At 61.8% G+C, this 22,621-nt stretch carries 20 protein-coding genes; 6 read left to right on the top strand and 14 right to left on the bottom strand.

Annotation, left to right across the window (positions count from 1 at the left end; genetic code table 11):
• Window positions 1-49 precede the first annotated feature (49 nt).
• Window positions 50-286 carry a DUF3820 family protein gene (locus tag BLQ55_RS10050; RefSeq protein ID WP_092203902.1) on the top strand — a complete coding sequence of 79 codons (237 nt, stop codon included), beginning with the start codon at window positions 50-52 and terminating at the stop codon, window positions 284-286.
• A gap of 16 nt (window positions 287-302) precedes the next feature.
• Complete coding sequence (locus tag BLQ55_RS10055) at window positions 303-1,490, top strand: aminotransferase class V-fold PLP-dependent enzyme (RefSeq protein ID WP_092253666.1); 1,188 nt, start codon at window positions 303-305, stop codon at window positions 1,488-1,490.
• A gap of 262 nt (window positions 1,491-1,752) precedes the next feature.
• On the opposite strand, the gene BLQ55_RS10060 is transcribed toward BLQ55_RS10055, so the two are convergent.
• The 3 genes from BLQ55_RS10060 to zwf are packed head-to-tail and all read right to left on the bottom strand — an operon-like array spanning window position 1,753 to window position 4,605.
• On the bottom strand, window positions 1,753-2,418 hold the full coding sequence (locus BLQ55_RS10060) for a bifunctional 4-hydroxy-2-oxoglutarate aldolase/2-dehydro-3-deoxy-phosphogluconate aldolase (RefSeq protein WP_060738863.1): 666 nt from the start codon (window positions 2,416-2,418) through the stop codon (window positions 1,753-1,755).
• Window positions 2,419-2,435: 17 nt separating this feature from the next.
• The gene (pgl, locus tag BLQ55_RS10065; RefSeq protein ID WP_092203906.1) at window positions 2,436-3,149 is read right to left on the bottom strand and encodes a 6-phosphogluconolactonase; all 714 of its coding nucleotides are present in this window, start codon (window positions 3,147-3,149) and stop codon (window positions 2,436-2,438) included.
• Window positions 3,136-4,605, bottom strand: a complete 1,470-nt coding sequence (gene zwf / locus BLQ55_RS10070; RefSeq protein WP_092203908.1) for a glucose-6-phosphate dehydrogenase — start codon at window positions 4,603-4,605, stop codon at window positions 3,136-3,138. The genes pgl and zwf overlap by 14 nt, the downstream gene beginning before the upstream one ends.
• A gap of 196 nt (window positions 4,606-4,801) precedes the next feature.
• On the opposite strand from zwf, the gene BLQ55_RS10075 reads away from it, so the two are divergent.
• Entirely contained in the window at window positions 4,802-5,662 is an 861-nt protein-coding gene (locus BLQ55_RS10075) for a MurR/RpiR family transcriptional regulator (protein ID WP_170842276.1), read from the top strand.
• Window positions 5,663-5,820: 158 nt separating this feature from the next.
• Here BLQ55_RS10075 and BLQ55_RS10080 read toward each other — a convergent pair whose 3' ends face one another.
• The 11 genes from BLQ55_RS10080 to edd all read right to left on the bottom strand — a co-directional run bounded on the left by BLQ55_RS10080 (window position 5,821) and on the right by edd (window position 19,535).
• Window positions 5,821-6,675, bottom strand: a complete 855-nt coding sequence (locus tag BLQ55_RS10080) for a D-hexose-6-phosphate mutarotase (RefSeq protein ID WP_092253668.1) — start codon at window positions 6,673-6,675, stop codon at window positions 5,821-5,823.
• Between the two features lie 264 nt (window positions 6,676-6,939).
• Entirely contained in the window at window positions 6,940-8,286 is a 1,347-nt protein-coding gene (locus BLQ55_RS10085; protein ID WP_092253670.1) for a carbohydrate porin, read from the bottom strand.
• A gap of 130 nt (window positions 8,287-8,416) precedes the next feature.
• Window positions 8,417-9,577, bottom strand: a complete 1,161-nt coding sequence (locus BLQ55_RS10090; protein ID WP_092253672.1) for an ABC transporter ATP-binding protein — start codon at window positions 9,575-9,577, stop codon at window positions 8,417-8,419.
• 2 nt (window positions 9,578-9,579) lie between these two features.
• Entirely contained in the window at window positions 9,580-10,425 is an 846-nt protein-coding gene (locus BLQ55_RS10095) for a carbohydrate ABC transporter permease (protein WP_092253674.1), read from the bottom strand.
• Complete coding sequence (locus BLQ55_RS10100; RefSeq protein ID WP_092203916.1) at window positions 10,418-11,326, bottom strand: carbohydrate ABC transporter permease; 909 nt, start codon at window positions 11,324-11,326, stop codon at window positions 10,418-10,420. Before BLQ55_RS10100 ends, BLQ55_RS10095 begins: the two co-directional genes overlap by 8 nt.
• 146 nt (window positions 11,327-11,472) lie before the next feature.
• Entirely contained in the window at window positions 11,473-12,774 is a 1,302-nt protein-coding gene (locus BLQ55_RS10105; RefSeq protein WP_092203918.1) for an ABC transporter substrate-binding protein, read from the bottom strand.
• 116 nt (window positions 12,775-12,890) lie between these two features.
• Window positions 12,891-14,150, bottom strand: a complete 1,260-nt coding sequence (locus BLQ55_RS10110; protein WP_092253676.1) for a D-mannose isomerase — start codon at window positions 14,148-14,150, stop codon at window positions 12,891-12,893.
• Window positions 14,151-14,376: 226 nt separating this feature from the next.
• Window positions 14,377-15,846, bottom strand: a complete 1,470-nt coding sequence (locus BLQ55_RS10115; protein ID WP_092203922.1) for an ATP-binding protein — start codon at window positions 15,844-15,846, stop codon at window positions 14,377-14,379.
• Window positions 15,836-16,567 (bottom strand): response regulator, encoded by a 732-nt coding sequence (locus tag BLQ55_RS10120; protein WP_060738873.1) that lies wholly within the window; start codon window positions 16,565-16,567, stop codon window positions 15,836-15,838. The genes BLQ55_RS10115 and BLQ55_RS10120 overlap by 11 nt, the downstream gene beginning before the upstream one ends.
• Window positions 16,568-16,752: 185 nt before the next feature.
• Entirely contained in the window at window positions 16,753-17,712 is a 960-nt protein-coding gene (locus BLQ55_RS10125; protein WP_092253678.1) for a glucokinase, read from the bottom strand.
• Window positions 17,709-19,535, bottom strand: coding sequence for a phosphogluconate dehydratase (edd, locus tag BLQ55_RS10130; protein WP_092203926.1), 1,827 nt, complete (start codon window positions 19,533-19,535; stop codon window positions 17,709-17,711). Before edd ends, BLQ55_RS10125 begins: the two co-directional genes overlap by 4 nt.
• Window positions 19,536-19,765: 230 nt before the next feature.
• Here edd and gap point away from each other — a divergent pair, with 230 nt between their 5' ends.
• The 3 genes from gap to BLQ55_RS10145 all read left to right on the top strand — a co-directional run bounded on the left by gap (window position 19,766) and on the right by BLQ55_RS10145 (window position 22,527).
• On the top strand, window positions 19,766-20,767 hold the full coding sequence (gene gap, locus BLQ55_RS10135; RefSeq protein ID WP_092203928.1) for a type I glyceraldehyde-3-phosphate dehydrogenase: 1,002 nt from the start codon (window positions 19,766-19,768) through the stop codon (window positions 20,765-20,767).
• Window positions 20,768-20,971: 204 nt separating this feature from the next.
• Window positions 20,972-21,478: an RNA polymerase sigma factor gene (locus tag BLQ55_RS10140; protein ID WP_092166018.1), complete on the top strand. Its 507-nt coding sequence runs from the start codon at window positions 20,972-20,974 to the stop codon at window positions 21,476-21,478.
• Window positions 21,479-21,621: 143 nt separating this feature from the next.
• On the top strand, window positions 21,622-22,527 hold the full coding sequence (locus BLQ55_RS10145) for a FecR family protein (protein ID WP_092203930.1): 906 nt from the start codon (window positions 21,622-21,624) through the stop codon (window positions 22,525-22,527).
• Window positions 22,528-22,621: the final 94 nt, after the last annotated feature.

Consider the following 22,621-nt stretch of genomic DNA (forward strand, 5'->3'; position numbering starts at 1 on the left):
TGCAGAATGCCTGTATTTTCGAGACAGATTTGAAATCAAGACGATTGCCATGAATCCGGAAAAGCTCGAGTTGCTCGTCACGCGTCAAATGCCCTTTGGCAAGTACAAGGGTCGAATCCTTGCCGACCTGCCAGGTCAATACCTCAACTGGTTCGCTCGCCAGGGTTTCCCCCACGGTGAACTCGGCGGTTTGCTGGCATTGATGCAGGAAATCGATCATAACGGCTTGTCCGACCTGCTCGACCCGCTGCGCGCCAAACATGGCCTGCCCAAACCTCGCCATTGACTGACTGAGACCCGCCATGCCCGAGAACACGCTGCGCGCCCACGATGAAGCCTTCTGGCGAACCTTTGTCGACCGCTACGACATCGATCCCGCCGGGCCACTCAATCTGGAAAACGGCTACTTCGCACGCATGTCCCGCACCGTGGTGGAGGAATACCAGCGCAACATCGAGTTCATCAACCGCGGCAACTCGGTGTATGTGCGCCAGCAGTTCGACCGGGAACACGGCGAAGCCATTCGGCGACAGGTGGCCCGGCTGATCCACGCCTCCCCCCAGAGCGTGACGTTGGCCAACAGCGCGGTGGATGCCCTGCAAACCTTGATTCGCAACTACAACGGCCTCAAGCCGGGCGATCAAGTGCTGATCTGTGACATGGAATATGCCTCGGTCAAAAGCGCCATGCGCTGGCTGGCCCGCCAACGTGGCGCGGAGGTGATCGAAATCGTCCACCAGCACCCCGCCAGTTTCGACAGCCTGGTGAGCACTTACCGCGAAGCATTCATTCGCTACCCTCGCCTCAAACTGATGGCGCTGACCTACGTCAACCACCTGACCGGGCTGGTGATGCCGGTCCAGGCCATTGCCGAGAACGCCCGGGCGTTTGCCGTCGATATCATCCTCGACGGTGCCCACGCCCTGGGCCAGATCGATTTCGACCTGAAGAAGCTCGGGATCGAATTTGCCGGGTTCAACCTGCAGAAGTGGATCGGCGGCCCGCTCTCCCAGGGCTTCCTGTACATCGCCCCGCAGCGGTTGGCCGACATCGATCCGGACATGGACGAAGACCACTACCCCGCCACCGACATCCGCTCGCGCACACCCCACAGCACGCCCAATATCCCGGCCTTGCTCACCCTGCCCCTGGTCTTCGAAGAACACCGCAGCCTGGGCGGCGCCCTGGCCAAAGGCCCGCGCCTCTGCTACCTGCGCGACCTGTGGGTGAATGCCGTGCGCGATGTGCCGGGCATCGAGGTGATGACCCCGGATGACCGGCGCCTCTATTGCGGCATCACGGCGATGCGCTTCACCAACCAGGCCGACCAACAGACGATGGCCGCTCGACTGCTCGATGAGCATGGGATTTTTACCGTGGTGCGCCATACCAGCGTCGGGCCATGCATCCGCATTACCCCAGGGTTGATTACCTTGGCGAGTGATATCGAGCGGTTGACCCAGGCGCTGATCCATCTGAGCCGCACCTAGCCCCTGTGACGAGGGAGCCTGCTCCCGCTGGACCTGTAGGAGCTGACGAGCGGAGCGAGGCTGCGATCTTTGCCCAGACACTTGAGTCTCAAGCGAAAGATCAAAAGATCGCAGGCTTCGCCAGCTCCTACACAGCCCAGCGGGAGCTTGCTCTCTGGCCACAGGAAATCTGTGCCAGCATAAAACCCCAGGCAAAAAAAACGGCGCGCCGACCAAGCGCACCGTAAAACCGTAGAACACCCAACGAGGTTCGGTAAAACAATCAGTCCAGCAGCGCCAAGGCCTCGGCAGTGCATTCCTGAATGCGGGCCCAGTCGCCGTTCTTGATCCACTCCGGATCAAGCATCCAGCTTCCGCCCACGCACATCACGTTTTTCAACGCCATGTAGCTCTTGATGTTGGCAGGGCTCACGCCGCCGGTCGGACAGAATTTCACTTCGCCGAACGGGCCGCCCAAGGCCTTGATGGCCGCGACGCCACCGCTGACTTCGGCCGGGAACAGTTTGAAGCGGCGATAGCCCAGGCTGTAGCCTTCCATGATGCCCGAGGCATTGCTGATGCCCGGCAACAAGGGGATGGAGCTGTAGACGCTGGCTTCGAGCAGGTCACGGGTGATGCCCGGGGTGACGATGAACTGCGAGCCGGCCGCCTCGGCGGCGTCCAGCATGTGGCGATCGAGTACCGTGCCGGCGCCGGTCACCAGTTCCGGACGCTGCTCGCGCAGCACCTGGATGGCCTTGAGGCCGTGCTGGGAACGCAACGTCACTTCCAGCGCCGTCAGGCCACCGGCGGCCAGGGCATCGGCCAGCGGCAGGATGTCCTGTTCACGGGCGATGGTGATCACCGGCAGGATCCGCGCCTTGGCGCAGAGGCTGTCGATCAGGGCAACTTTGTCCGCCATGGAAACGGTCGGGGATGGGTTTGTCATAGCGGCTGATCCTTGGTTCATGGGCACCAGTAAATCTCTAACGTAGGTTGCAAAAACGCACGGATCGGCATTTCGGCGACATCGTCACCTGCCACCGCAGCGTTCAGGGTGGTCAATTTCGACTGACCGGAAATCGACAGCACTTTGTGTTGCGCCGAAGCCAGCAAGGCGCGGCTCATGGTCAAGCGCTGATGCGGCACGGTCGGTGCCAGCATCGGCCAGCAGCGGCGTGCGCCATTGGCGTCCAGGGCTTGGGCCAGGTTCGGGCTGCCGGGGAACAGCGAGGCGGTATGCCCGTCATCGCCCATGCCCAATACCAGCACGTCGATGGGCGGCAGCTCGGCCAGCAAACGATCGGCCTGCTCGGCAGCCGCTTCCAGGTGAGCGCTGGCGCTGTAGAGGCTCAGGAACTGGACCTTGGCCGCTGCGCCCTGCAACAGGTAACGCTTGAGCAAACCGGCGTTGCTGTCGGCGTGTTCAACCGGTACCCAGCGCTCGTCGGCCAGGCTGACCACCACCTTGGACCAGTCCAGCGGCTGCTTGGCCAAGTGCTGGAAAAACGCCACCGGACTGCGGCCACCGGACACCACCAGGGTCCCCGTGCCGCGGGCATCGATCGCATTGCGCAACTGCTCGGCCACGTTCAGCGCCAGGCCTTCGGCCAGCAGCACCGGGTTCTTGAATTCACGGGCGCTGACGCCCTGGGGCAGTTTCACTTCAGATATCGCCATACCATGACCTCCCATCCCGCGTGATCAGAGCAATGGAGCTCATCGGCCCCCAGGACCCAGCCGCATACGGCTTGGGCGCATCGCCGGATTTTTTCCACCCGGCAATCAACTGGTCACACCACGTCCACGCGGCTTCGATTTCGTCTTTACGGACAAACAGGTTCTGATTGCCGTTCATGACTTCCAGCAACAACCGCTCGTAGGCATCGGGAATCCGTGCGCTGCGATAGGTGTCGGAGAAGTTGAGTTGCAGCGGACCGCTGCGCAATTGCATGCCCTTGTCCAGGCCCTGCTCCTTGGTCATCACCCGCAAGGAAATCCCTTCGTCCGGTTGCAGGCGGATGATCAGCTTGTTGCTGATCTGCAAACGCTGCTCGGGCGCGAAGATGTAGTGGGACGGTTCCTTGAAGTGGATGACGATCTGCGACAGCTTCTGCGGCATGCGCTTGCCGGTACGCAGGTAAAACGGTACCCCGGCCCAACGCCAGTTGCGGATGTCGGCGCGCAGGGCGACGAACGTCTCGGTGTCGCTCTGGGTGTTGGAATTGGGTTCTTCGAGGTAGCCAGGCACCGACTTGCCCTCGCTGTGGCCGGCGATGTACTGGCCGCGCACCACCTGGGTGGTCAAGCCTTCCGGGCTGATCGGCGCGAGGGCCTTGAGCACCTTGACCTTCTCGTCACGGATACTGTCGGCGGACAAGTCGGCCGGCGGGTCCATGGCGATCAGGCACAGCAGTTGCAGCAGGTGGTTCTGGATCATGTCCCGCAGTTGGCCGGCCTTGTCGAAATAGCCCCAGCGGCCTTCGATACCGACCTTCTCGGCCACGGTGATTTCCACGTGGGAAATGTAGTTCTGGTTCCACTGGGTTTCGAACAGGCTGTTGGCGAACCGCAGCGCGATCAGGTTCTGCACCGTCTCCTTGCCCAGGTAATGGTCGATGCGATAAGTACGGTTCTCCGGGAAGAACTGCGCCACGGCATCGTTGACCTTGCGCGACGACTCCAGGTCCGAGCCAATGGGTTTCTCCAGCACGACCCGGGTATTCTCGCTCAAGCCGACCTTCGCCAGGTTCTCGCAGATCGCCCCATACACCGCCGCCGGGGTGGCGAAATAGGCAATGACCTGCTGGGCCGAACCGGCCGCTTCGGCCAGGGCGACATAATCGTCGGCCTTGAGGAAATCCACGTGCAGATAGGTCAAACGCGCCAGGAAGCGCTCGAGCACGGCTTCGTCCAGGTCTTTTTCGCCGACATAACGGCGCAGCTCGGCGGCGATGAATGCCAGGTGCTGCTGCTCACCGCCAGGCTCACGGGCCAGCGCGATGATCCGCGTGTCCTCGTGCAACAATTGGGCGCCATCGAGCTGGTACAGGGCAGGAAAGAGCTTGCGCAAGGCCAGATCGCCCAACGCGCCGAACAAGGCAAAGGTGCACGGTTCAACCGTAATCGAAGGCATGATGTTTGTTCTTTTATCAAGTTAAACTACAAATACCTTTTTTCAAGGTATCACTCAAGGAAAAATGTAGTAATAAACACAACATTTTCCGAAAATACCGATTCCGAGTGGTGGTCCGCCGGAGCCATCAGTAGGATAGGCCACCGCAAAGGGTCGTATCAAAGACCCGTCTTCCTAGGAATCTTGTATGGACCGCGTGCGAAACTTACTGGAACAGATCCAGAGTCGCCTTGAAGACCTGAACAAGGCCGAACGCAAGGTGGCCGAGATCATCCTGCTCAATCCGCAGCAGGCGACCCGCTTCAGCATCGCCGCCCTCGCCCAGGCGGCTTCGGTCAGCGAACCGACCGTCAACCGCTTCTGCCGCTCGTTCGGCGTCAGCGGTTACCCGGAACTCAAACTGCAATTGGCCCAGAGCCTGGCCAGCGGCGCCGCTTATGTCAGCCGCGCGGTAGAAGCCGATGACAACCCGGAAGCCTACACCCGCAAGATCTTTGGCAGTGCCATTGCCTCATTGGACAGCGCCTGCCAGGCCCTTGATCCCAATTTGATCAGTCGCGCCGTGGACCTGCTGATCCAGGCCCGGCAGATCCACTTCTTCGGCCTCGGCGCCTCCGCCCCGGTGGCCCTGGATGCCCAGCACAAGTTTTTCCGCTTCAACCTGGCAGTGACCGCCCACGCCGACGTCCTGATGCAGCGCATGATTGCGTCGGTGGCCCATACCGGCGAGCTGTTCGTGATCATTTCCTACACCGGCCGCACCCGCGAGTTGGTGGAAGTGGCGCGCATCGCCCGGGAAAACGGCGCCTCGGTACTGGGCCTGACCGCCGAAGGCTCGCCGCTGGCCAAGGCCAGTACCCTGAGCCTGAACATCCCCCTGCCCGAAGACACTGACATCTATATGCCGATGACCTCGCGGATCATCCAACTCACCGTACTGGACGTGCTCGCCACCGGCATGACCCTGCGTCGGGGCGTGGACTTCCAGCCGCATCTGCGCAAGATCAAGGAAAGCCTGAATGCCAGCCGGTATCCGGTGGGGGATGAGTTCAACTGATTCGATCCAGAATCCTCGCTGCCGGGTAGTCCGTCATCGCGAGCAGGCTCGCTCCCACAATAGATCTTCACAGGACACAATCTTTGTGTTCGACGCAGAGCTAATGTGGGAGCGAGCCTGCTCGCGATGGGGCCAGCAGCCGCATCCCACATCCTGAATCAAGCCCCCACCCACGCCTGCAAACTCAAATGCGCCCGCTCCCCCGGCGCCAGGCACAGGCTGTCGGTGCCGCCACTGGCCGCTTCGACACAGACGAATTCGCTGACCTCATCCCAACTCACCCCCAGCAACGGCCGCGTGCCGGGATGCCAGACCACGGTGTCGGCACTGTCGCCGGTGTCGATACGCAATTCGCGCTGCCAGGCGTGATCCTTGAGCTGCAATTCACCCTCATGCTGGAACACCCGCTGGCAGCCGCCCTCGACCCGCAACTCGCCTTCCTGCTGGCAAACCGCGCGGCTCAACTGGTCATAACCCTGGGCGCCTTCAAGCCCAGACAGCGCTACCTCACCGACGTCACCAATACGCCAATAGGCGTGCAAGGCCTGGCTCAACTGGCACGGCAGGCTGTCCTGGTGCTCGGTGCTCAAGCGCAATTCCATGCGCTCACCCAGGTCGGCGTGCAAGTCCACTTGCCAGTCGCACAATTGCAGTTGCCAGTGCAGATGCACACCGTCTTCATCACTGCGGCTGTCGAGCAGCTTCCAATCGATCAACCGCGCCCAACCATGGGACGGCCAGGCGTTTTCGATGGGATGACGGCCATACCACGGCCAGCACACCGGTACTCCGCCACGGATCGCACCGACGTGTGGCCATTTGGCCGCGCACCACAACCACGGCTTCTGGCCGCGCGGCTGGAAGTGCAGCAACTGCGCGCCCTGGCGACTGAACACCGCCTGGCACAACGGATGATCGATCACCAACACATCGCGTTGCCGATAGCGCTCCCACGCGAACACCGGGCGCTCGCGCAAGGATCTGAAAAAGCGTTGTAGCGGATGCTCATGCATGGGCCGCGGTCCTGGAAATCATTGAACTCTCAATTGATGCGACAGCTTTTGTGGCGAGGGGATTTATCCCCGCTGGACTGCGAAGCAGTCCCAAAGCAGTGAACTGAAACACCGAGGAGCCTGTTTTAGGGCCGCTGCGCGCCCCAGCGGGGATAAATCCCCTCACCACAGGTTCCGCATTGACCATGCGCTCCCCAAAAAAAAGCGGACAGCCTTGGCCGTCCGCAAATATGCGCACATAGAGAGGAGCTTATCGCAACAGCGTTAGAACACCGACTGAATTTTCAGGCCGGCCACCAGCGCGTTGTCGACTTCATCCACACCGCCCGGGTGAGTGATGTACTGCAGGTTCGGACGCACGGTCAGCCAGTTGGTCACGTGGACACCGTAGTTGAGCTCGTAGTTGTACTCGGTGTCACGCAACGGCGCGAACAGTGGGTCGTTGTAGTCGCTGACGCCATTGGCAGCGTTGGTCAGCTCGGCGTTTTTCTTCACGTCATCGTTGACATGGATGCGGGAGAAACCGATGCCGATGTCATCTTTTGGACGCGCATCGAATGGCCCCTTGTACACGAACATCAGCGACTGGTAGTTGTCGACGACGTTGGTGTCCTTGTCGTGGAAGGTCGCGTTGGCGGCGATGTTCAGGCCGCGGGACGCGTCACCGTTGTGAGTGGTGAGTTGTTGCTGTGCCACGAACCAGTAGCCGTGCTTGCTATTGTGGCTGCGATAGGCGTTACCGGTGGTCGCGGCATCGTCGCCGTTGTCGTCTTCACGGACGTCATTGGCATCGGCCGTGCTCTTGTAGTAACCCACACGGTACTCACCCGGCAGGCTGTTGACCTTCGGCGACCAGACCAGTTCGACCGGGATCACGGTGCCCTTGGTACCGCTGCCGCTGAGCTTGAAGCCGTTGCCGTGTTCCAGTTGCGAAGGGTTCTGGTTGTACGCACCGATCTGCATGAAGAACTCAGGCGTGAGGTTGTATTTCACGCGGATCGCCGCCTGGCTGACGGGCCAGTTGTACCAGATATTGGTGGCCCAGTTACCGACCTGGGAGCCGCAGAAGGCCAGGTTCTGGAATTCACAAGGGAAGGTGTTGAAGTCTTCGCCTTCGCCGAAGTAACCGGCCTTGACGTCCAGCTTGCCGTCGAGGAACTGGTGCTTGATCCACAACTGGGTGAGACGGACCATGTGACCACGGCCGTAGACTTCCTGGGAGGAGCTCAAGGTCCCGGCACGCGGATCGCCGACACGGTCGTTGGAGATGTTCTCGCCATTACGATTGGTCAGTTGGATCTTGGCCTGGGTGTTATCCCAACCCCACAGCTTTTGCAGGTCCAGCGCCACGCCCAGGCCAAACTGGTCGGAGTAACGCGCGGTCTTGTCGTTGTTGTAGCCGCCATGCAGGTTGCCACCGACTTCACCGACGTAGTCGGCCTTGATGTCGATACCTTGCTCGATCAGCCTGGTCCGTTCACCGCCCCAGTCACCCGTCATCCACTTCGAGTCGGCGCTGAACGCCTCGTCCGCGTGTGCGCTACCGGCCAGCATCATCGCCGCAACGGCTGACAACTGGCAGATTAGCTGGGCGTTGTTTTTCTTCTTCATCCCTACATCCTCGTCTTTATTGTTATTAACTGTTTTTATCTAACGCGGTTTACAACGATTGCGGCGGGTGGTCCCCCACTCACCGCATACTCCTTCTTGATGGGCGCACGCTGGCTCCCACATGTGTTCTTCATCGGCCTTTGAACTGCGCCACGTTGGCGCTGCGTACGTCAGCTTGCGGCTGGCCGGCCACGCCCAGGCGTTCGCCGGACTGGGCATCGAACAGCAGCACTTTCGATGGATCGAATTGCAGCGTCAGGGTCTCCCCGACTTGCGGCGCCACGTCCGGTGCCAGGCGGCAGCAAACCTTGGTGTCGTTGAGGTTGACGAACACCAGGGTGTCCGGCCCGGTAGGCTCGGTGACCTGGACTTCGGCGCGAATGGTCGGCAAGCCATTGGGCTCGCTGCCCGCCAGCATGATCTGCTCCGGGCGCATGCCCAGGATCACTTCGCGGTCTTCCAGGCCGGCGTCCTGCATGCCCATCGGCAGTTCGCAACGGGCCTGGCCGCTGTCGAGCAGCGCCAGCAGGCGGCCGTCCTTGCGTTGCAGGCGCAGCGGGATGAAGTTCATCGGCGGCGAACCGATGAAGCTCGCCACGAACAGGTTGGCCGGGTTGGTGTAGATGTCTTTCGGGGTACCGAACTGCTGGATGATCCCGTCCTTCATCACCGCCACTTTGTCGCCCAGGGTCATGGCTTCGATCTGGTCGTGGGTCACGTAGACCGTGGTGGTCTTCAGGCGCTGGTGCATCAGCTTCATTTCGGTACGCATCTCGACCCGCAGCTTGGCGTCGAGGTTGGACAGCGGTTCGTCGAACAGGTAGATCTTCGGCCGCCGCGCCAGCGCCCGGCCCATGGCCACGCGCTGTTGCTGGCCGCCGGAAAGCTGCCCGGGCTTGCGATTGAGCAGGTGCTCGATCTGCAGCAGCTTGGCCACGCGGTTGACTTCTTCGTCGATGGCCGACTGGTTCATCTTGCGGATTTTCAGGCCGAACTCGATGTTCTCGCGCACGCTCATGGTCGGGTACAGCGCGTAGGACTGGAACACCATGGCGATGTCACGATCCTTCGGGCTCATGCCGCTGACATCCTGGTCACCAATCATGATCGCGCCGCCGGTGATGGTCTCGAGGCCGGCGATGCAGTTCATCAGCGTCGACTTGCCGCAGCCCGAAGGGCCAACGAGGATCAGGAACTCACCGTCCTTGATCGACAACTCGATGTTCTTCAGGGTGTCCGGCAGGCCGGCACCATAGGTCTTGTTTACGTTGCGAAGTTCAAGCGTTGCCATGATTACCCCTTGACTGCGCCGGCCGTCAGGCCGCGCACGAAATACTTGCCTGCCACCACATAGACCAGCAGGGTCGGCAGCCCGGCGATCATCGCCGCCGCCATGTCCACGTTGTATTCCTTGGCCCCGGTACTGGTGTTGACCAGGTTGTTCAGCGCCACTGTGATGGGCTGCGAATCACCGCTGGAGAACACCACGCCGAACAGGAAGTCGTTCCAGATCTGCGTGAACTGCCAGATCAGGCACACCATGATGATCGGGGTGGACATCGGCAGGATGATCCGCCGGAAGATGGTGAAGAAACCCGCACCGTCCAGTCGCGCCGCCTTCACCAGTGCGTCGGGAATGCTCACGTAGTAGTTACGGAAGAACAGCGTGGTGAACGCCAAGCCATAGACCACGTGCACGAACACCAGGCCGGTGGTGGTGCTGGCCAGGCCCATCTTGCCGAGGGTGAACGAGGCCGGCAGCAGGACCGTCTGGAACGGCAGGAAGCACCCGAACAGCAACAGGCCGAAGAACAACTGCGAACCGCGAAAACGCCACATCGACAACACGTAGCCGTTCAAGGCACCGATGGCGGTAGAGATCAGCACCGCCGGGACGGTGATCTTGATCGAGTTCCAGAAATAGCCGTCCACCGTGGCCCACGCCTTGACCCAGCCGATGCCGCTGACCACGGTCGGCCAGCTCAGCAGGTTGCCGGTGCTGATGTCCTCCGGCGTCTTGAAGCTGGTCAACAACATGACCACCAATGGCACCAGGTAAAGCAGTACGGCGACGATCAGCACCGCGTAGATCGCGATGCGACTCAGGCTGATGGAAGGTTTGGCAGCGAGACTAGTCATGACGCTTGGTCCTCAGCTCGGAGTACAGGTAGGGCACGATGATTGCGAGGATCGCACCGAGCATCAGGATTGCACTGGCCGAGCCCATGCCCATCTGGCCGCGACTGAAGGTGAAGGAATACATGAACATCGCTGGCAGGTCGGAGGAATAACCCGGGCCACCGGCCGTCATCGCCGCCACCAGGTCGAAGCTCTTGATCGCGATGTGCGCCAGGATCATCACGGCGCTGAAGAACACCGGGCGCAGGCTCGGCAACACCACTTTCCAGTAGATGCGCGGCATGCTCGCGCCATCGATCTGCGCGGCACGGATGATCGATTGATCGACACCCCGCAGGCCGGCCAGGAACATCGCCATGATGAAGCCCGAGGCCTGCCACACCGCCGCGATCACCAGGCAGTACACCACGCGGTCCGGGTCGATCAGCCAGTCCAGGCGGAAGCCTTCCCAACCCCAGTCACGCAACAATTTGTCCAGGCCCATGCCCGGGTTGAGCAGCCATTTCCAGGCCGTACCGGTGACGATCATCGAAAGCGCCATCGGGTACAGGTAAATGGTGCGGATGAAACCTTCGCGACGAATGCGCTGGTCGAGAAACACCGCCAGCAGCACGCCGATCACCAGGGTGATGCCGATGAACATGCCACCAAAGAGCACCAGGTTCTTGCTCGCCACCCACCAGCGGTCGTTGTCCATCAGCCGCGCGTATTGCGCCAGGCCGGCCCATTTGTAGTTCGGCAAGAACGTCGAGGTGGTGAACGACAGGACGAACGTCCACAAGATATAGCCATAGAAGCCCACCAGAACGATGAACATGCTCGGCGCCAGCACCAGTTTCGGGAGCCAGCGCTGCAATACATCGAACGGCGAGGCCTTGCTGAACACAGCAACAGAACTCATGGGAAGATCCAAAACAAGGTTACAAGGGCATCCCTTTGTGGGAGCGAGCTTGCTCGCGATGACGGTGTGTCAGTGACTCTCTGCTGCCTGACATTCCGCTATCGCGAGCAAGCTCGCTCCCACACCACAAGGGACCGCGGCGCAAATTACTTGGCAGACTGAACCGCAGCACCCAGCTTCTTGGCTGCATCAGCCGGGTCTGCTTTCGGGTCGTTGATGTAATTGGTCACCACATCGAAGAACGCACCCTGTACCGCCAGCGTGGTCGCCATGTTGTGCGCCATGCTCGGTTGCAGGCCGCCGGACTTGGCGTCCGCCAGGAAGTCCTTGGCCGCGGTCTGGGCACAGGAATCGAAACCGTACTTGGCCATGTCGCCCAGCATGTCGTTGCGCACCGGGATCGAGCCCTTGTTGATGCTGAAGACCTTCTGGAAGTTCTCGCCCAGCACGACCTTGGCGATATCCTGCTGGCCAGCCGCAGTGCCCGCGTCCTTCTGCTTGAACACCGCCAGGGAGTCGATGTTGTAGGTGAAGGCCTTGTCGGTGCCCGGGAAGGCCACGCACTCGTAGTCCTTGCCGGCGACTTTCTTCGCCGCGGTCCACTCGCTCTTGGCCCAGTCACCCATGATCTGCATGCCGGCCTTGCCGTTGATGACCTTGGCCGCCTCCAGGTTCCAGTCCTGGCCCTTGCCGTCGGCGTCCATGTAGGTCGCGACTTTCTTCAATTCGGTCAGGGCCTTGACCATTTCCGGACCGGTCAGGGCCTTGTTGTCCAGGTCGACCAGGGCCTTCTTGTAGCCATCGGCCCCCATCACCGAGAGCACCACGGCTTCGAACACGGTGCTGTCCTGCCAAGGCTGGCCACCGTGGGCGAGCGGAATGAAGCCCGCGGCCTTGAGCTTGTCGCCGGCCGCGTAGAATTCCTCGAGGGTGGTCGGGTTCTTGGTGATACCGGCTTTCTTGAAGACTTCCGGGTTGATCCACAGCCAGTTGACGCGGTGGATGTTCACCGGCACGGCGACGTAGTCACCGTCGTACTTCACGGTATCGGAGACTTTCTTGTCGAGCAGGCTGTCCCACTTCTCGGCCTTGGCAACGTCCTTGAGGATGTCGGTGTCGAGCAGCCCGGTGGACGCCCACTCCTGGATGTCCGGGCCCTTGATCTGGGCGACACCCGGTGGGTTGCCGGCCACGGCACGGCTCTTGAGCACGGTCATGGCAGTGGAACCGCCACCACCGGCGACAGCGCCGTCCTTCCAGGTAAAGCCGTCTTTCTCTACCTGGGCCTTGAGCACATCGACCGCGGCTTTTTCACCACCCGACGTCCACCAGTGGACGACTTCCACGGAACCTTTGGATTCGGCGGCAAGGGTAGTGACAGGGAAGGCTGCGACGGGAAGCAGGGAAGCAAGAGAAATGACAGTAGCGAGGCGAGAAATCGCATTCATCTAGAATTACCTTTCTTGTTGTTATGCATGCAAGTCTGGTGCTTGCGCTGCATGGATTCTAATCAGAGGGAATCCCTTCGCAGGTAACGAAGGGACGTGCAAATGTCACGACATGGTTACACAGCCGCAGGGCTGGATAACCGCGCCAGGGCTGACGCCATGCTCGGTGCCAGGGGCAGGCGCGGAATCAAGACCGCCTGCCAGGCGTGATACAGGTCCGGCTTGCCCGGCCAGATATCGGCGCTGGGACGGTTTTGCGGATCGAGTTCGTGATGCCAGCTGCCGTTGCAGCGATCGATGAAATGTTTGTCACAGAATTCCCAGAAGCACCGGTACCAGGCTTCGTACTTCGCCTCGTCGGTGCGCTTGAGCAAGGCGCTGGCAGCGGCCGCCGCTTCGGCGTGGACCCAATGCAGGCGGTGGCGAACCACGGCGCGGTTGTCCCAGTCCAGGGTGTAGACAATGCCCGGCGCGCCATCGATATCCCAGCCATGGCGGCAGTTCTGGTCGAAGAGTTTTTGCGCGTCCTGGGCCAGCCACCCCGGGGTCAGCATGCCAATCTGGACCCGTGCGGCTTCAAGGTGCAGCAGCAGCCGCGCCCATTCGAAACCGTGGCCGGGGGTGGTGCCGTAGGGGCGGAAACCATCGGCAGGATTGTCCTGGTTGTATTCGCGCAGCGGCTGCCAGTGGCGGTCGAAATGCTCCACCACCAGGTAGTCGTTGGCGGCTGCATGGCCGTGGATCACCCGTTCGACGATACGCAGGGCACGGGCCAGCCAACGAGGATCGTCGGTGGCATCGGCCAGGGCCAGGAAGGCTTCGGTGGCGTGCATGTTGCTGTTGGCGCCGCGATAGGCCTCTTCCTCGCTCCAGTCGCGGTTGAAGGATTCGCGCAACGCACCCTCCTCCTCACACCAGAAATGCTCATCGATGATCCGCACCGCTTCGTCCAGCAACGCCGTAGCGCCAGGACGCCGGGCCACCACAGCGGAACTGGCCGCCAGGGCAACGAAGGCATGCAGGTAGGCCGCCTTGCCAGCACCGTCTTCATCAGGCCGCGTCGTGGCGAACCAGCCACCGCGCTCGGCGTCGCGCAAGGGGCCGCTGAGGGCCTGGATGCCGTGGTCCACCAACTCGGCAAAACCCGGCAGGCCCTGGATGTGAGCCATGGCGAAGCTGTGGGTCATGCGCGCGGTGTTCATGGTTTCGGCCCGGGCATCGGCCGGCAGGCGGCCAAGCTCATCCAGGTTGCCAAAGCCGTCCGGCAGCTTCGAGGCCTTGGCGAACGCCAGCAGCCGCAAGCCTTCATCGGCAAGCCATTGCTGGTGGGCAGGGGCGTTCAGCCAACTGCTGAAGGCCGGTTGGAAGGTGTCCATCGAGGTACCTTTTTTGTTGTTTTGACGCAGGGAGTCTAAACAAGGGATGGCCGGCGGCAGGTAACGAAAGGGGCGAGTTATGTCACCGGCTTGTGACATTTGATGGGGAAAGATGGGTTGGGACGACTGGCGTCATCGCGAGCAAGCTCGCTCCCACACTGGGTCTTCGGCATTCACAATCCTTGTGGGAGCGAGCCTGCTCGCGATGAACGATGACGCGGTCTGATCAATCCACACTGCGAGGCAACTGCAACGTCACCCGCAACCCACCCTCACGCAGGTTTTGCAGGCTCACCTCCCCCCCATGGCTGTGGGCGATATTGCGGGCGATGCCCAGGCCCAGGCCATATCCCTGCTGTTGCCCGGCGAGACGGAAGTGCGGTTCGAAGACTTGCTCCAGGCGCTGTTCCGGCACCCCCGGCCCTTCATCGTCGACGTGCAGGATGAACGCGGTTTCATCGTCATCGATGTGCAGGTGGGCGTTCTGCCCGTATTTCAAGGCATTGTCGATCAGGTTGCCGATGCAGCGCTTGAGGGCCAGCGGCTTGCCGGGATACGGCGCCAGCGCCCGGCCATCCTGGGTCACCCGGCCATTGCCGTTGGGCGCCAGGTAAGGCTCCACCAGGCAATCGAGTACATGGTTGAGGTCCACCGGCTCGATGTTTTCGTGGATGTCGGTGTCCTTGACGCATTGCAGCGCGCCTTTGACCAGCAGCTCCAGTTCATCCAGGTCACGGCCGAACTTGGCTTGCAGGTTTTCATCCTCCAGCAGCTCGACCCGCAGCCGCAATCGAGTGATCGGTGTGCGCAAGTCGTGGGAAATCGCGCTGAACAACTGGCTGCGCTCCGTCAGGTAGCGGCTGATGCGTTCGCGCATGGCATTGAACGCTCGCCCCACTTCCACCACTTCGCTGCCACCGCCCTCGGCCACCGGTTCCACTTCGGCGCCCAGGGACATGTCACGGGCGGCCCGGGCCAGACGCTTGAGGGGCCGGCTCTGCCAATGCACCAGCAAACCGATGAACAGCAACAACAGGCTGCTGGTGAGCACGATGAAACCGACCTGTTGCTTGGGCAAGTCTTGTTCTTCGAGGCTGGTGTAGGGTTCGGGCAGCAGCGAGGCGATGTACAGCCATTCCCCCGGCGCCATCTGGATCTGCGTGACCAGCACCGGCGGATTCACCGGTTCCAGCGTCAGGGCATAGTGGGCCCACGAACGGGGCAGCTCATCGAGCTTGAGCCCGGCGTTGAAAATCCGCAGGTCGTCGGGGCTGACAAACGTCACCGAGATATCGGCGTTAGCGCCCAAGGAGCGACGCAGCACTTCATCCACGGCCTTGAGCACCGCCTGCTTGCGCGGTGTTACCGGCAGCACATCCATGCCCAGGGGCTTGTCGTTGAGGGTGACGACGAACCGCGTACCGCCCATGCTGCGCAGCTGGTCCAGCACCAATGGCCGGTATGCCACCGGCAGCGAGCGCAAGTAACTGACGCTGGCGGTCATCGAATGGGCCAGGCTACGGGCGCTGGTGACCAGGCCTTCGAGCTGGGTGGCGCGCAGTTGCGAGACCCAGATCAGGCTGGACAAGGTCTGGGCGAACAACACCACCAGCAAGGTCAGCAGCAGCATCCGGCCCAGCAACGAGTGCGGGACCGGTACCCGCCGGGCGATTTTCCTGATCCAGTCAATGCCCATTGCTGGCAACCACACTGGCCGCCAGTTGATAACCGCTGCCACGCACCGTGCGAATCAGCCGCGGTGGTTTGTCGGTGTCACGCAGGCGCTGGCGCAGGCGACTGACCGCCATGTCGACGATCCGGTCCAGGGGCATCAACTCACGGCCACGGGTCGCATTGCCGATGGTGTCGCGGTCGAGGATTTCCTGGGGATGATCGAGAAACAGCTTGAGCAGGGCGAAGTCGGCGCCGGAGAGAATCACTTCTTCACCGTCGGTGTGGAACAGCCGATGACTGACCATGTCCAGCCGCCATTCATCGAAGGCCAGCACTTCACCGCCGGAGCGTTCCTGGCCGAATTGCGCCCGGCGCAGCAGCGCCTTGATGCGCGCCTGCAATTCACGCGGGCTGAAAGGCTTGCCCAGGTAATCATCGGCGCCCAGCTCAAGACCGATGACCCGGTCGGCCTCGTCGGAACTGGCGGTCAGCATGATGATCGGCACATGAGCCTGGCGTGGGTGCTGGCGAACCCAGCGGCAAAGGCTGAAACCGTCTTCATCGGGCAGCATCACATCGAGGATCACCAGGTCGCTCGGTGCATCGTTAAACGCCTGGCGAAACCCGGCGCCGTCGGGCGTGGTCCGCACCTGAAACCCCGCACGGCTGAGGTAGGTGTCCAGCAGTTCGCGAATCTCCTGGTCGTCGTCGACCAACAAAATCGATTTGTTTACTGAACTCACGGGCCTCGTCCTTGTTGTTTGGATTGGGGCGATTATGCCTGATGGACAAGGCCTACAAACACACCACAAAAACTCTGTGGGAGCGGGCTTGCTCGCGAAAGCGGTGCAACAGTCAACCTCAATGGCGACTGACACTCCGTCATCGCGAGCAAGCTCGCTCCCACAGGTGGGGTACCTATCGAACCTCAGGCGGCGGCGGATTGCTCCAGCGCCACGCCCGCGCCCATCAGCCCGGAGTATGGCGCGGTCACCAGCCAGACCGGAATGCCCTTGAAGTAATCGCTCATGCAACCCTTGTCGGCGAAGCAGCGAGCGAAACCGCTCTCGAGGAAGAAATCGGCAAAGCGCGGGACCACGCCACCGACGATGTAGACGCCGCCGCGTCCGCCCAGGGTCAACACGTTGTTGCCGGCCACGCGCCCCAGCCAGCGGCAGAACTGCTCGAGCACTTCCAGGGCGATGGGGTCGCCGGCCAGGCCGGCCGCGGTGATGGATTCGGGGGTGTCGAGTACCGGCACATGGCCGTCCACCGCGCAAATGGCCCGGTACACCCGAGGCAAACCGCTGCCGCTCAAGGCGGTTTCGGCGCTGACGTGGCCGATCTCGTTGTAGATGTGCTGCCACAGCTGGGTTTCCCGCGGGCTGCTCAGGGGCAGGTCGACATGGCCGCCCTCCCCCGGCAACGCGGCGAAACGGCCCTCCCCCAGATCCAGCAGCGTGCCGACGCCCAACCCGGTACCCGGCCCGATCACTACCGCCGGACGCATCGGCTCCGGGGTGCCTTCGCACACGACCCGGTACTCATCGGGACGCAAGCAGGTCATGCCCAGGGCCATGGCCGAGAAGTCGTTGACCAGCAACAGCTTCTCTACCTGCAGGGTCTGGCAGAACGCCAGATTGCTCAGGCGCCAGTGATTGTTGGTAAAGCGAAACTCATCGCCGCTCACGGGACCGGCCACCGACAGGCACACCGAGCCGATGGCGCCCGGTTTCAGGCCCAGGCCGCTCAGGTACACCTGGATGGCATCTTCCGGGCAGGCGTAATCCGCCGTTGCCAGCACCTGGATGTTTTCCAGGGTGTGGTTTTTCCACAGCGCGAAGCGTGCGTTGGTCCCACCGATGTCACCGACCAAAGCCAGTTTCAATTAAGCGTCTCCAGGGCAGATGTGAAGGCGCTGGCGCCCTGCTCCGCCGAGCTGAAGGCCATGCGCATGAAACCGAACAGCTCGCGGCCGGTGCCGATGTTGTTGCCCAACAGGCCCTTGGCCGGCGTGCGCGCGGCGAATTCCTCGGCGTCCACCTTCAATTCCAAAGTGCCTTTGACGCCATCGACACGGATGATATCGCCCTCCTGCACCCGGGCCAACGCACCACCGACATAAGCTTCGGGACTGACATGAATGGCCGCCGGGATTTTCCCCGACGCGCCGGACATGCGCCCGTCGGTCACCAGCGCCACTTTGAAGCCACGGTCCTGCAACACCCCCAGGAATGGCGTCATCTTGTGCAGCTCCGGCATGCCGTTGGAGCGCGGGCCCTGGAAGCGCATCACCGCGACAAAATCCTTTTCCAACAGGCCGGCCTTGAATGCGTCCGCCAGGTCCTGCTGGTCCTGGAAGACCATGGCCGGGGCTTCGACAATCTGGTTTTCCAGGGCCACGGCCGAGACCTTCATCACCCCACGGCCCAGGTTGCCTTCCATCACCCGCAACCCACCTTCCGGCGAGAACGCGCGGGCCACCGGGCGCAGGATGTTTTCGTCGAGGCTTTCGATCGGGCCGTCGCGCCACACCAATTCGCCATCCTCCAGGAACGGTTCCTGGGTGTAGCGGCTCAGGCCGTGGCCGAGCACGGTGTTGACGTTTTCATGCAGCAAGCCGGCTTCCAGCAACTCACGGATCAGGAACGACATGCCGCCGGCCGCCTGGAAGTGGTTGATGTCGGCCTTGCCGTTCGGGTAGACGTGGCTCAGGGTCGGCACTACCTCGGAGAGGTCGGCCATGTCCTGCCAGGTCAACTGGATACCCGCCGCCATGGCGATGGCCGGCATGTGCAGGGTGTGGTTGGTGGAGCCGCCGGTGGCGTGAAGCGCAACGATGGAATTGACCAGCGAGCGCTCGTCGACGATTTCGCCGATGGGCATGAAATTGCCGCTTTGCTTGGTCATGCGCGTCACCTGGAACGCCGCTTCACGGGTCAGGGCATCGCGCAGCGGCGTGTTCGGGTTGACGAACGAGGCGCCCGGCAAATGCAGGCCCATCACTTCCATCAGCAACTGGTTGGTGTTGGCGGTGCCATAGAAGGTGCAGGTGCCGGGACTGTGGTAGGACTTCATCTCCGATTCCAGCAGCTCTTCGCGGCTGGCCTTGCCTTCGGCGTAGCGTTGGCGCACGTCGGCTTTTTCCTTGTTGGAAATGCCCGAGACCATCGGCCCGCCTGGCACGAAGATCGTCGGCAAGTGACCGAAGCGCAGCGCGCCCATCATCAGGCCCGGGACGATCTTGTCGCAGATGCCGAGCATCAGTGCGCCGTCGAACATGTTGTGGGACAGCGCCACCGCCGTGGACAGCGCGATCACTTCGCGGCTCGGCAGGCTCAGTTCCATCCCCGCCTCGCCCTGGGTCACGCCGTCGCACATCGCCGGCGTGCCTCCGGCGAACTGGCCGACCGAGCCAATCTCGCGCAGGGCTTTCTTGATCTGTTCCGGGAAGGTTTCGTAGGGCTGATGGGCCGAGAGCATGTCGTTATAGGACGACACGATGGCGATGTTGGCGGCGTTCATCATCCGCAGGTGGTGTTTGTCTTCGGTGCCGCAACCGGCCACGCCGTGAGCGAAGTTGGCGCACTGCAGCTTGCCGCGCATCGGACCGTCGCTGGCGGCACCACGGATCAATGCAAGGTAAGCCTGACGCGTGGCGCGGCTGCGGGCGATAAGCCGTTCGGTGACCTCAAGAACGCGGGGATGCATGTGTAGAACTCCAGGCTAACGGGTGTGGCGACCTGATTGTCTATGCTGGTCAAAAGCCCGCTGCACGCTGTATGGAAGGCGAGGCGACAGACGGTTTTTGACCATTCGGACCAGTTGATTCAGGTCACTCGTTGTAGATAAAACAAAATATTGCCACTAAAAAGGCTTGTTTTCTATTTTTATGCGAATAATCTTGTAATTCCAACAACAAATCGACGGCGGCGCAGTTAATGACTCTTCGAATCGCAATCAATGGTTTTGGCCGCATCGGCCGCAACGTCCTCCGTGCACTGTATACCCAAGGCTATCGTCGCGACCTGCAGATCGTCGCCATCAACGACCTGGGCGACAGTGCGATCAATGCTCATCTGCTCAAGTTCGACACCGTGCATGGCACCTTCGACGCCGATGTCCAGCACGATCACGAAAGCCTGACGGTCAATGGCGACCGCATCTCGGTCAGCGCCATCCGCAACCCGGCCGAACTGCCTTGGGCGGCCGAGAAGATCGACGTCGTGTTCGAATGCACCGGTCTGTTCACCGACCGCTCCAAGGCAGCCGCCCATATCAGCGCCGGCGCCCGCAAGGTCATCATCTCGGCCCCGGCCAAGGGCGCCGATGCCACCGTCGTGTACGGCGTGAACCACGATATCCTGCGCCAGTCCCACCAGATCATCTCCAACGCTTCGTGCACCACCAACTGCCTGGCTCCGGTGGCCCAGGTGCTGCACCGCGAGCTGGGCATCGAAAGCGGCCTGATGACCACCATTCATGCCTACACCAACGACCAGAACCTGACCGACGTCTATCACACCGACCCGTACCGCGCTCGCTCGGCCACCCAGAACATGATCCCGAGCAAGACCGGCGCCGCCGAAGCGGTGGGCCTGGTGCTGCCGGAACTGGCCGGCAAGCTGACCGGCATGGCGGTGCGCGTACCGGTGATCAACGTCTCGCTGGTGGACCTCACCGTGCAGCTCAAGCGCGAAGCGTCGGCCGAGGAAGTCAACGAACTGCTGCGCCAGGCCAGCCAGCATTCGAAGATCCTCGGCTACAACACCCTGCCGCTGGTCTCCAGCGATTTCAACCACAACCCGCTGTCGTCGATCTTCGACGCCAACCACACCAAGGCCAGCGGCAAGCTGCTCAAGGTACTGGCCTGGTATGACAACGAATGGGGTTTCTCCAACCGCATGCTGGATAACTGCCTGGCGTTGTGTAACGCCGAATAACTGACACGGCAGTATCGAGCTTTTCTGTGGGAGCGAGCTTGCTCGCGATAGCGGTGTATCAGCCAACATCGATGGCGACTGACACGCCATCATCGCGAGCAAGCTCGCTCCCACAAGGGCTCACATTCGTGAAATGAATGAAGGCTTGACCGGCAACGTTGATGATAAGCATTATCATCAACTCGAACCGGATCGGGCCCTACCGTGAGTCAATCGCGCTTTCATCACGTCTTCCTTGCCCAGCGCACGCCGCTGCTGCGCACCCTCGAGCGCATGGTCAGCAACCCCAGTACCGCCGAAGACCTGCTTCAGGAAACCTACCTGCGTGTCACCCGTGCACTGGCCGAACGCACGGTCGAGCACCTCGAACCCTTTGTTTTCCAGACCGCCCGCAACCTGGCGCTGGACCATTTGCGTGCCCGGCGCATCCAGGCCCGGACCCTGCTCGATGACGTGCCGCTGGAAGTCGTCCAAAACGTCGTCGCCCCCCAAAGCAGTGCCGAGGACGCCGCCCATGCCCAGCAACTGCTCGAGCGCCTGAACGTCAGCCTGCAGGCCCTGAGCCCGCGACAACGACAGATCTTCATCCTCAGCCGCCTGCATGGCCACAGCTACCAGGAAATCGCCGAACGGCTGGGCGTGTCCCTGAGCACGGTGCAAAAGGAACTGAAACTGATCATGGCGATCTGTGTGGGACAACTTCAGCTATAAGATTCAAGCTGCAAGTTGTGTGCAGGCTTGTGCTTGCGACTTGAAGCTTGAAACTTGTAACTTGCCGCTGAACCGAGAAACGAGACCCCACCGTGACGGACAACTCCCCTTCTCCTGCGCCGACGCCGGAAACCGCCCATGCCATGGAGCAGGCGCTGGACTGGCTGATCCTGCTGGACAGCCCCAGCGAGGAACAGACGCGGCAGTTCCAGGCCTGGCTGGCGGCCGATCCACGTCATGGCGAGGCCTTCGCCCGGGCCCAGGCGATCTGGGACGGCCCCCAGGTGATGGAGAGTGCCCGCCGACTTGAAACCGCGCCCAAGGTCACCGCGCTGTCGCGCCTGCGTGCCCACTGGAAACCCCTGGCCACCGCCGCCGTGTTGTTTCTCGGCCTGTTCAACTTCAGCGACCTGCCCCTGCGCTTGCAGGCCGACCACCTGACCGTGGTCGGTGAGCGCCAGCGCCTGCAATTGGAAGACGGCTCCAAGGTCCTGCTCAACACCGACTCGGCGTTCTCCAGCACGTTCAACGAACAACGGTACGTGGCCCGCTTGTACAAGGGCGAGGCCTTCTTCGAGGTCCCGGGCAACCGCACCCTGCCGCTGGAAATCGACGCCGGCCCAGTCACCGCCAGCGTCAGCGACACCACGTTCGCCGTGCGTTACCTCGACGGCGTGGCCCAGGTCCAGGTGCAGCGCGGCGATGTGGATCTGCGGGCCAATCGCAACGACACCCATGTGCGGCTGTCGGCTGGGGAGAGTATCCGCATCGGCCCCAACGGCTTCGACCGGCCGGCCCGCCTCGATGCCAACACCGACCTGGCCTGGGTCCAGGGTCGGCTGGTGTTCGAGAACCGGCCGCTGAGCCAGGTACTGGCCGAACTGCGCCGCTACTACCCCGGCTGGATCATCAACAATAACGAACAGTTGGCCAGTGTCGCGGTGACCGGCAATTACCGCCTCGATCAGCCGTTGGACGTGGTCCGCTCCCTGGCCCATATCACCTCGGCACGGCTTCAGGAATTCCCGGCGCTGGTGATCTTGAACTAAATGAGAATTATTTTTACTCGATAGGCTCCGCTGGTTCGTCTCGTTATAGCCAATGCAATTGATTCGCATCCAGCGATGCGATCTGCACCTATAA

Source organism: Pseudomonas sp. NFACC13-1 (assembly GCF_900104425.1).
GTDB classification, from domain to species: Bacteria; Pseudomonadota; Gammaproteobacteria; order Pseudomonadales; family Pseudomonadaceae; genus Aquipseudomonas; species Aquipseudomonas fluorescens_AA.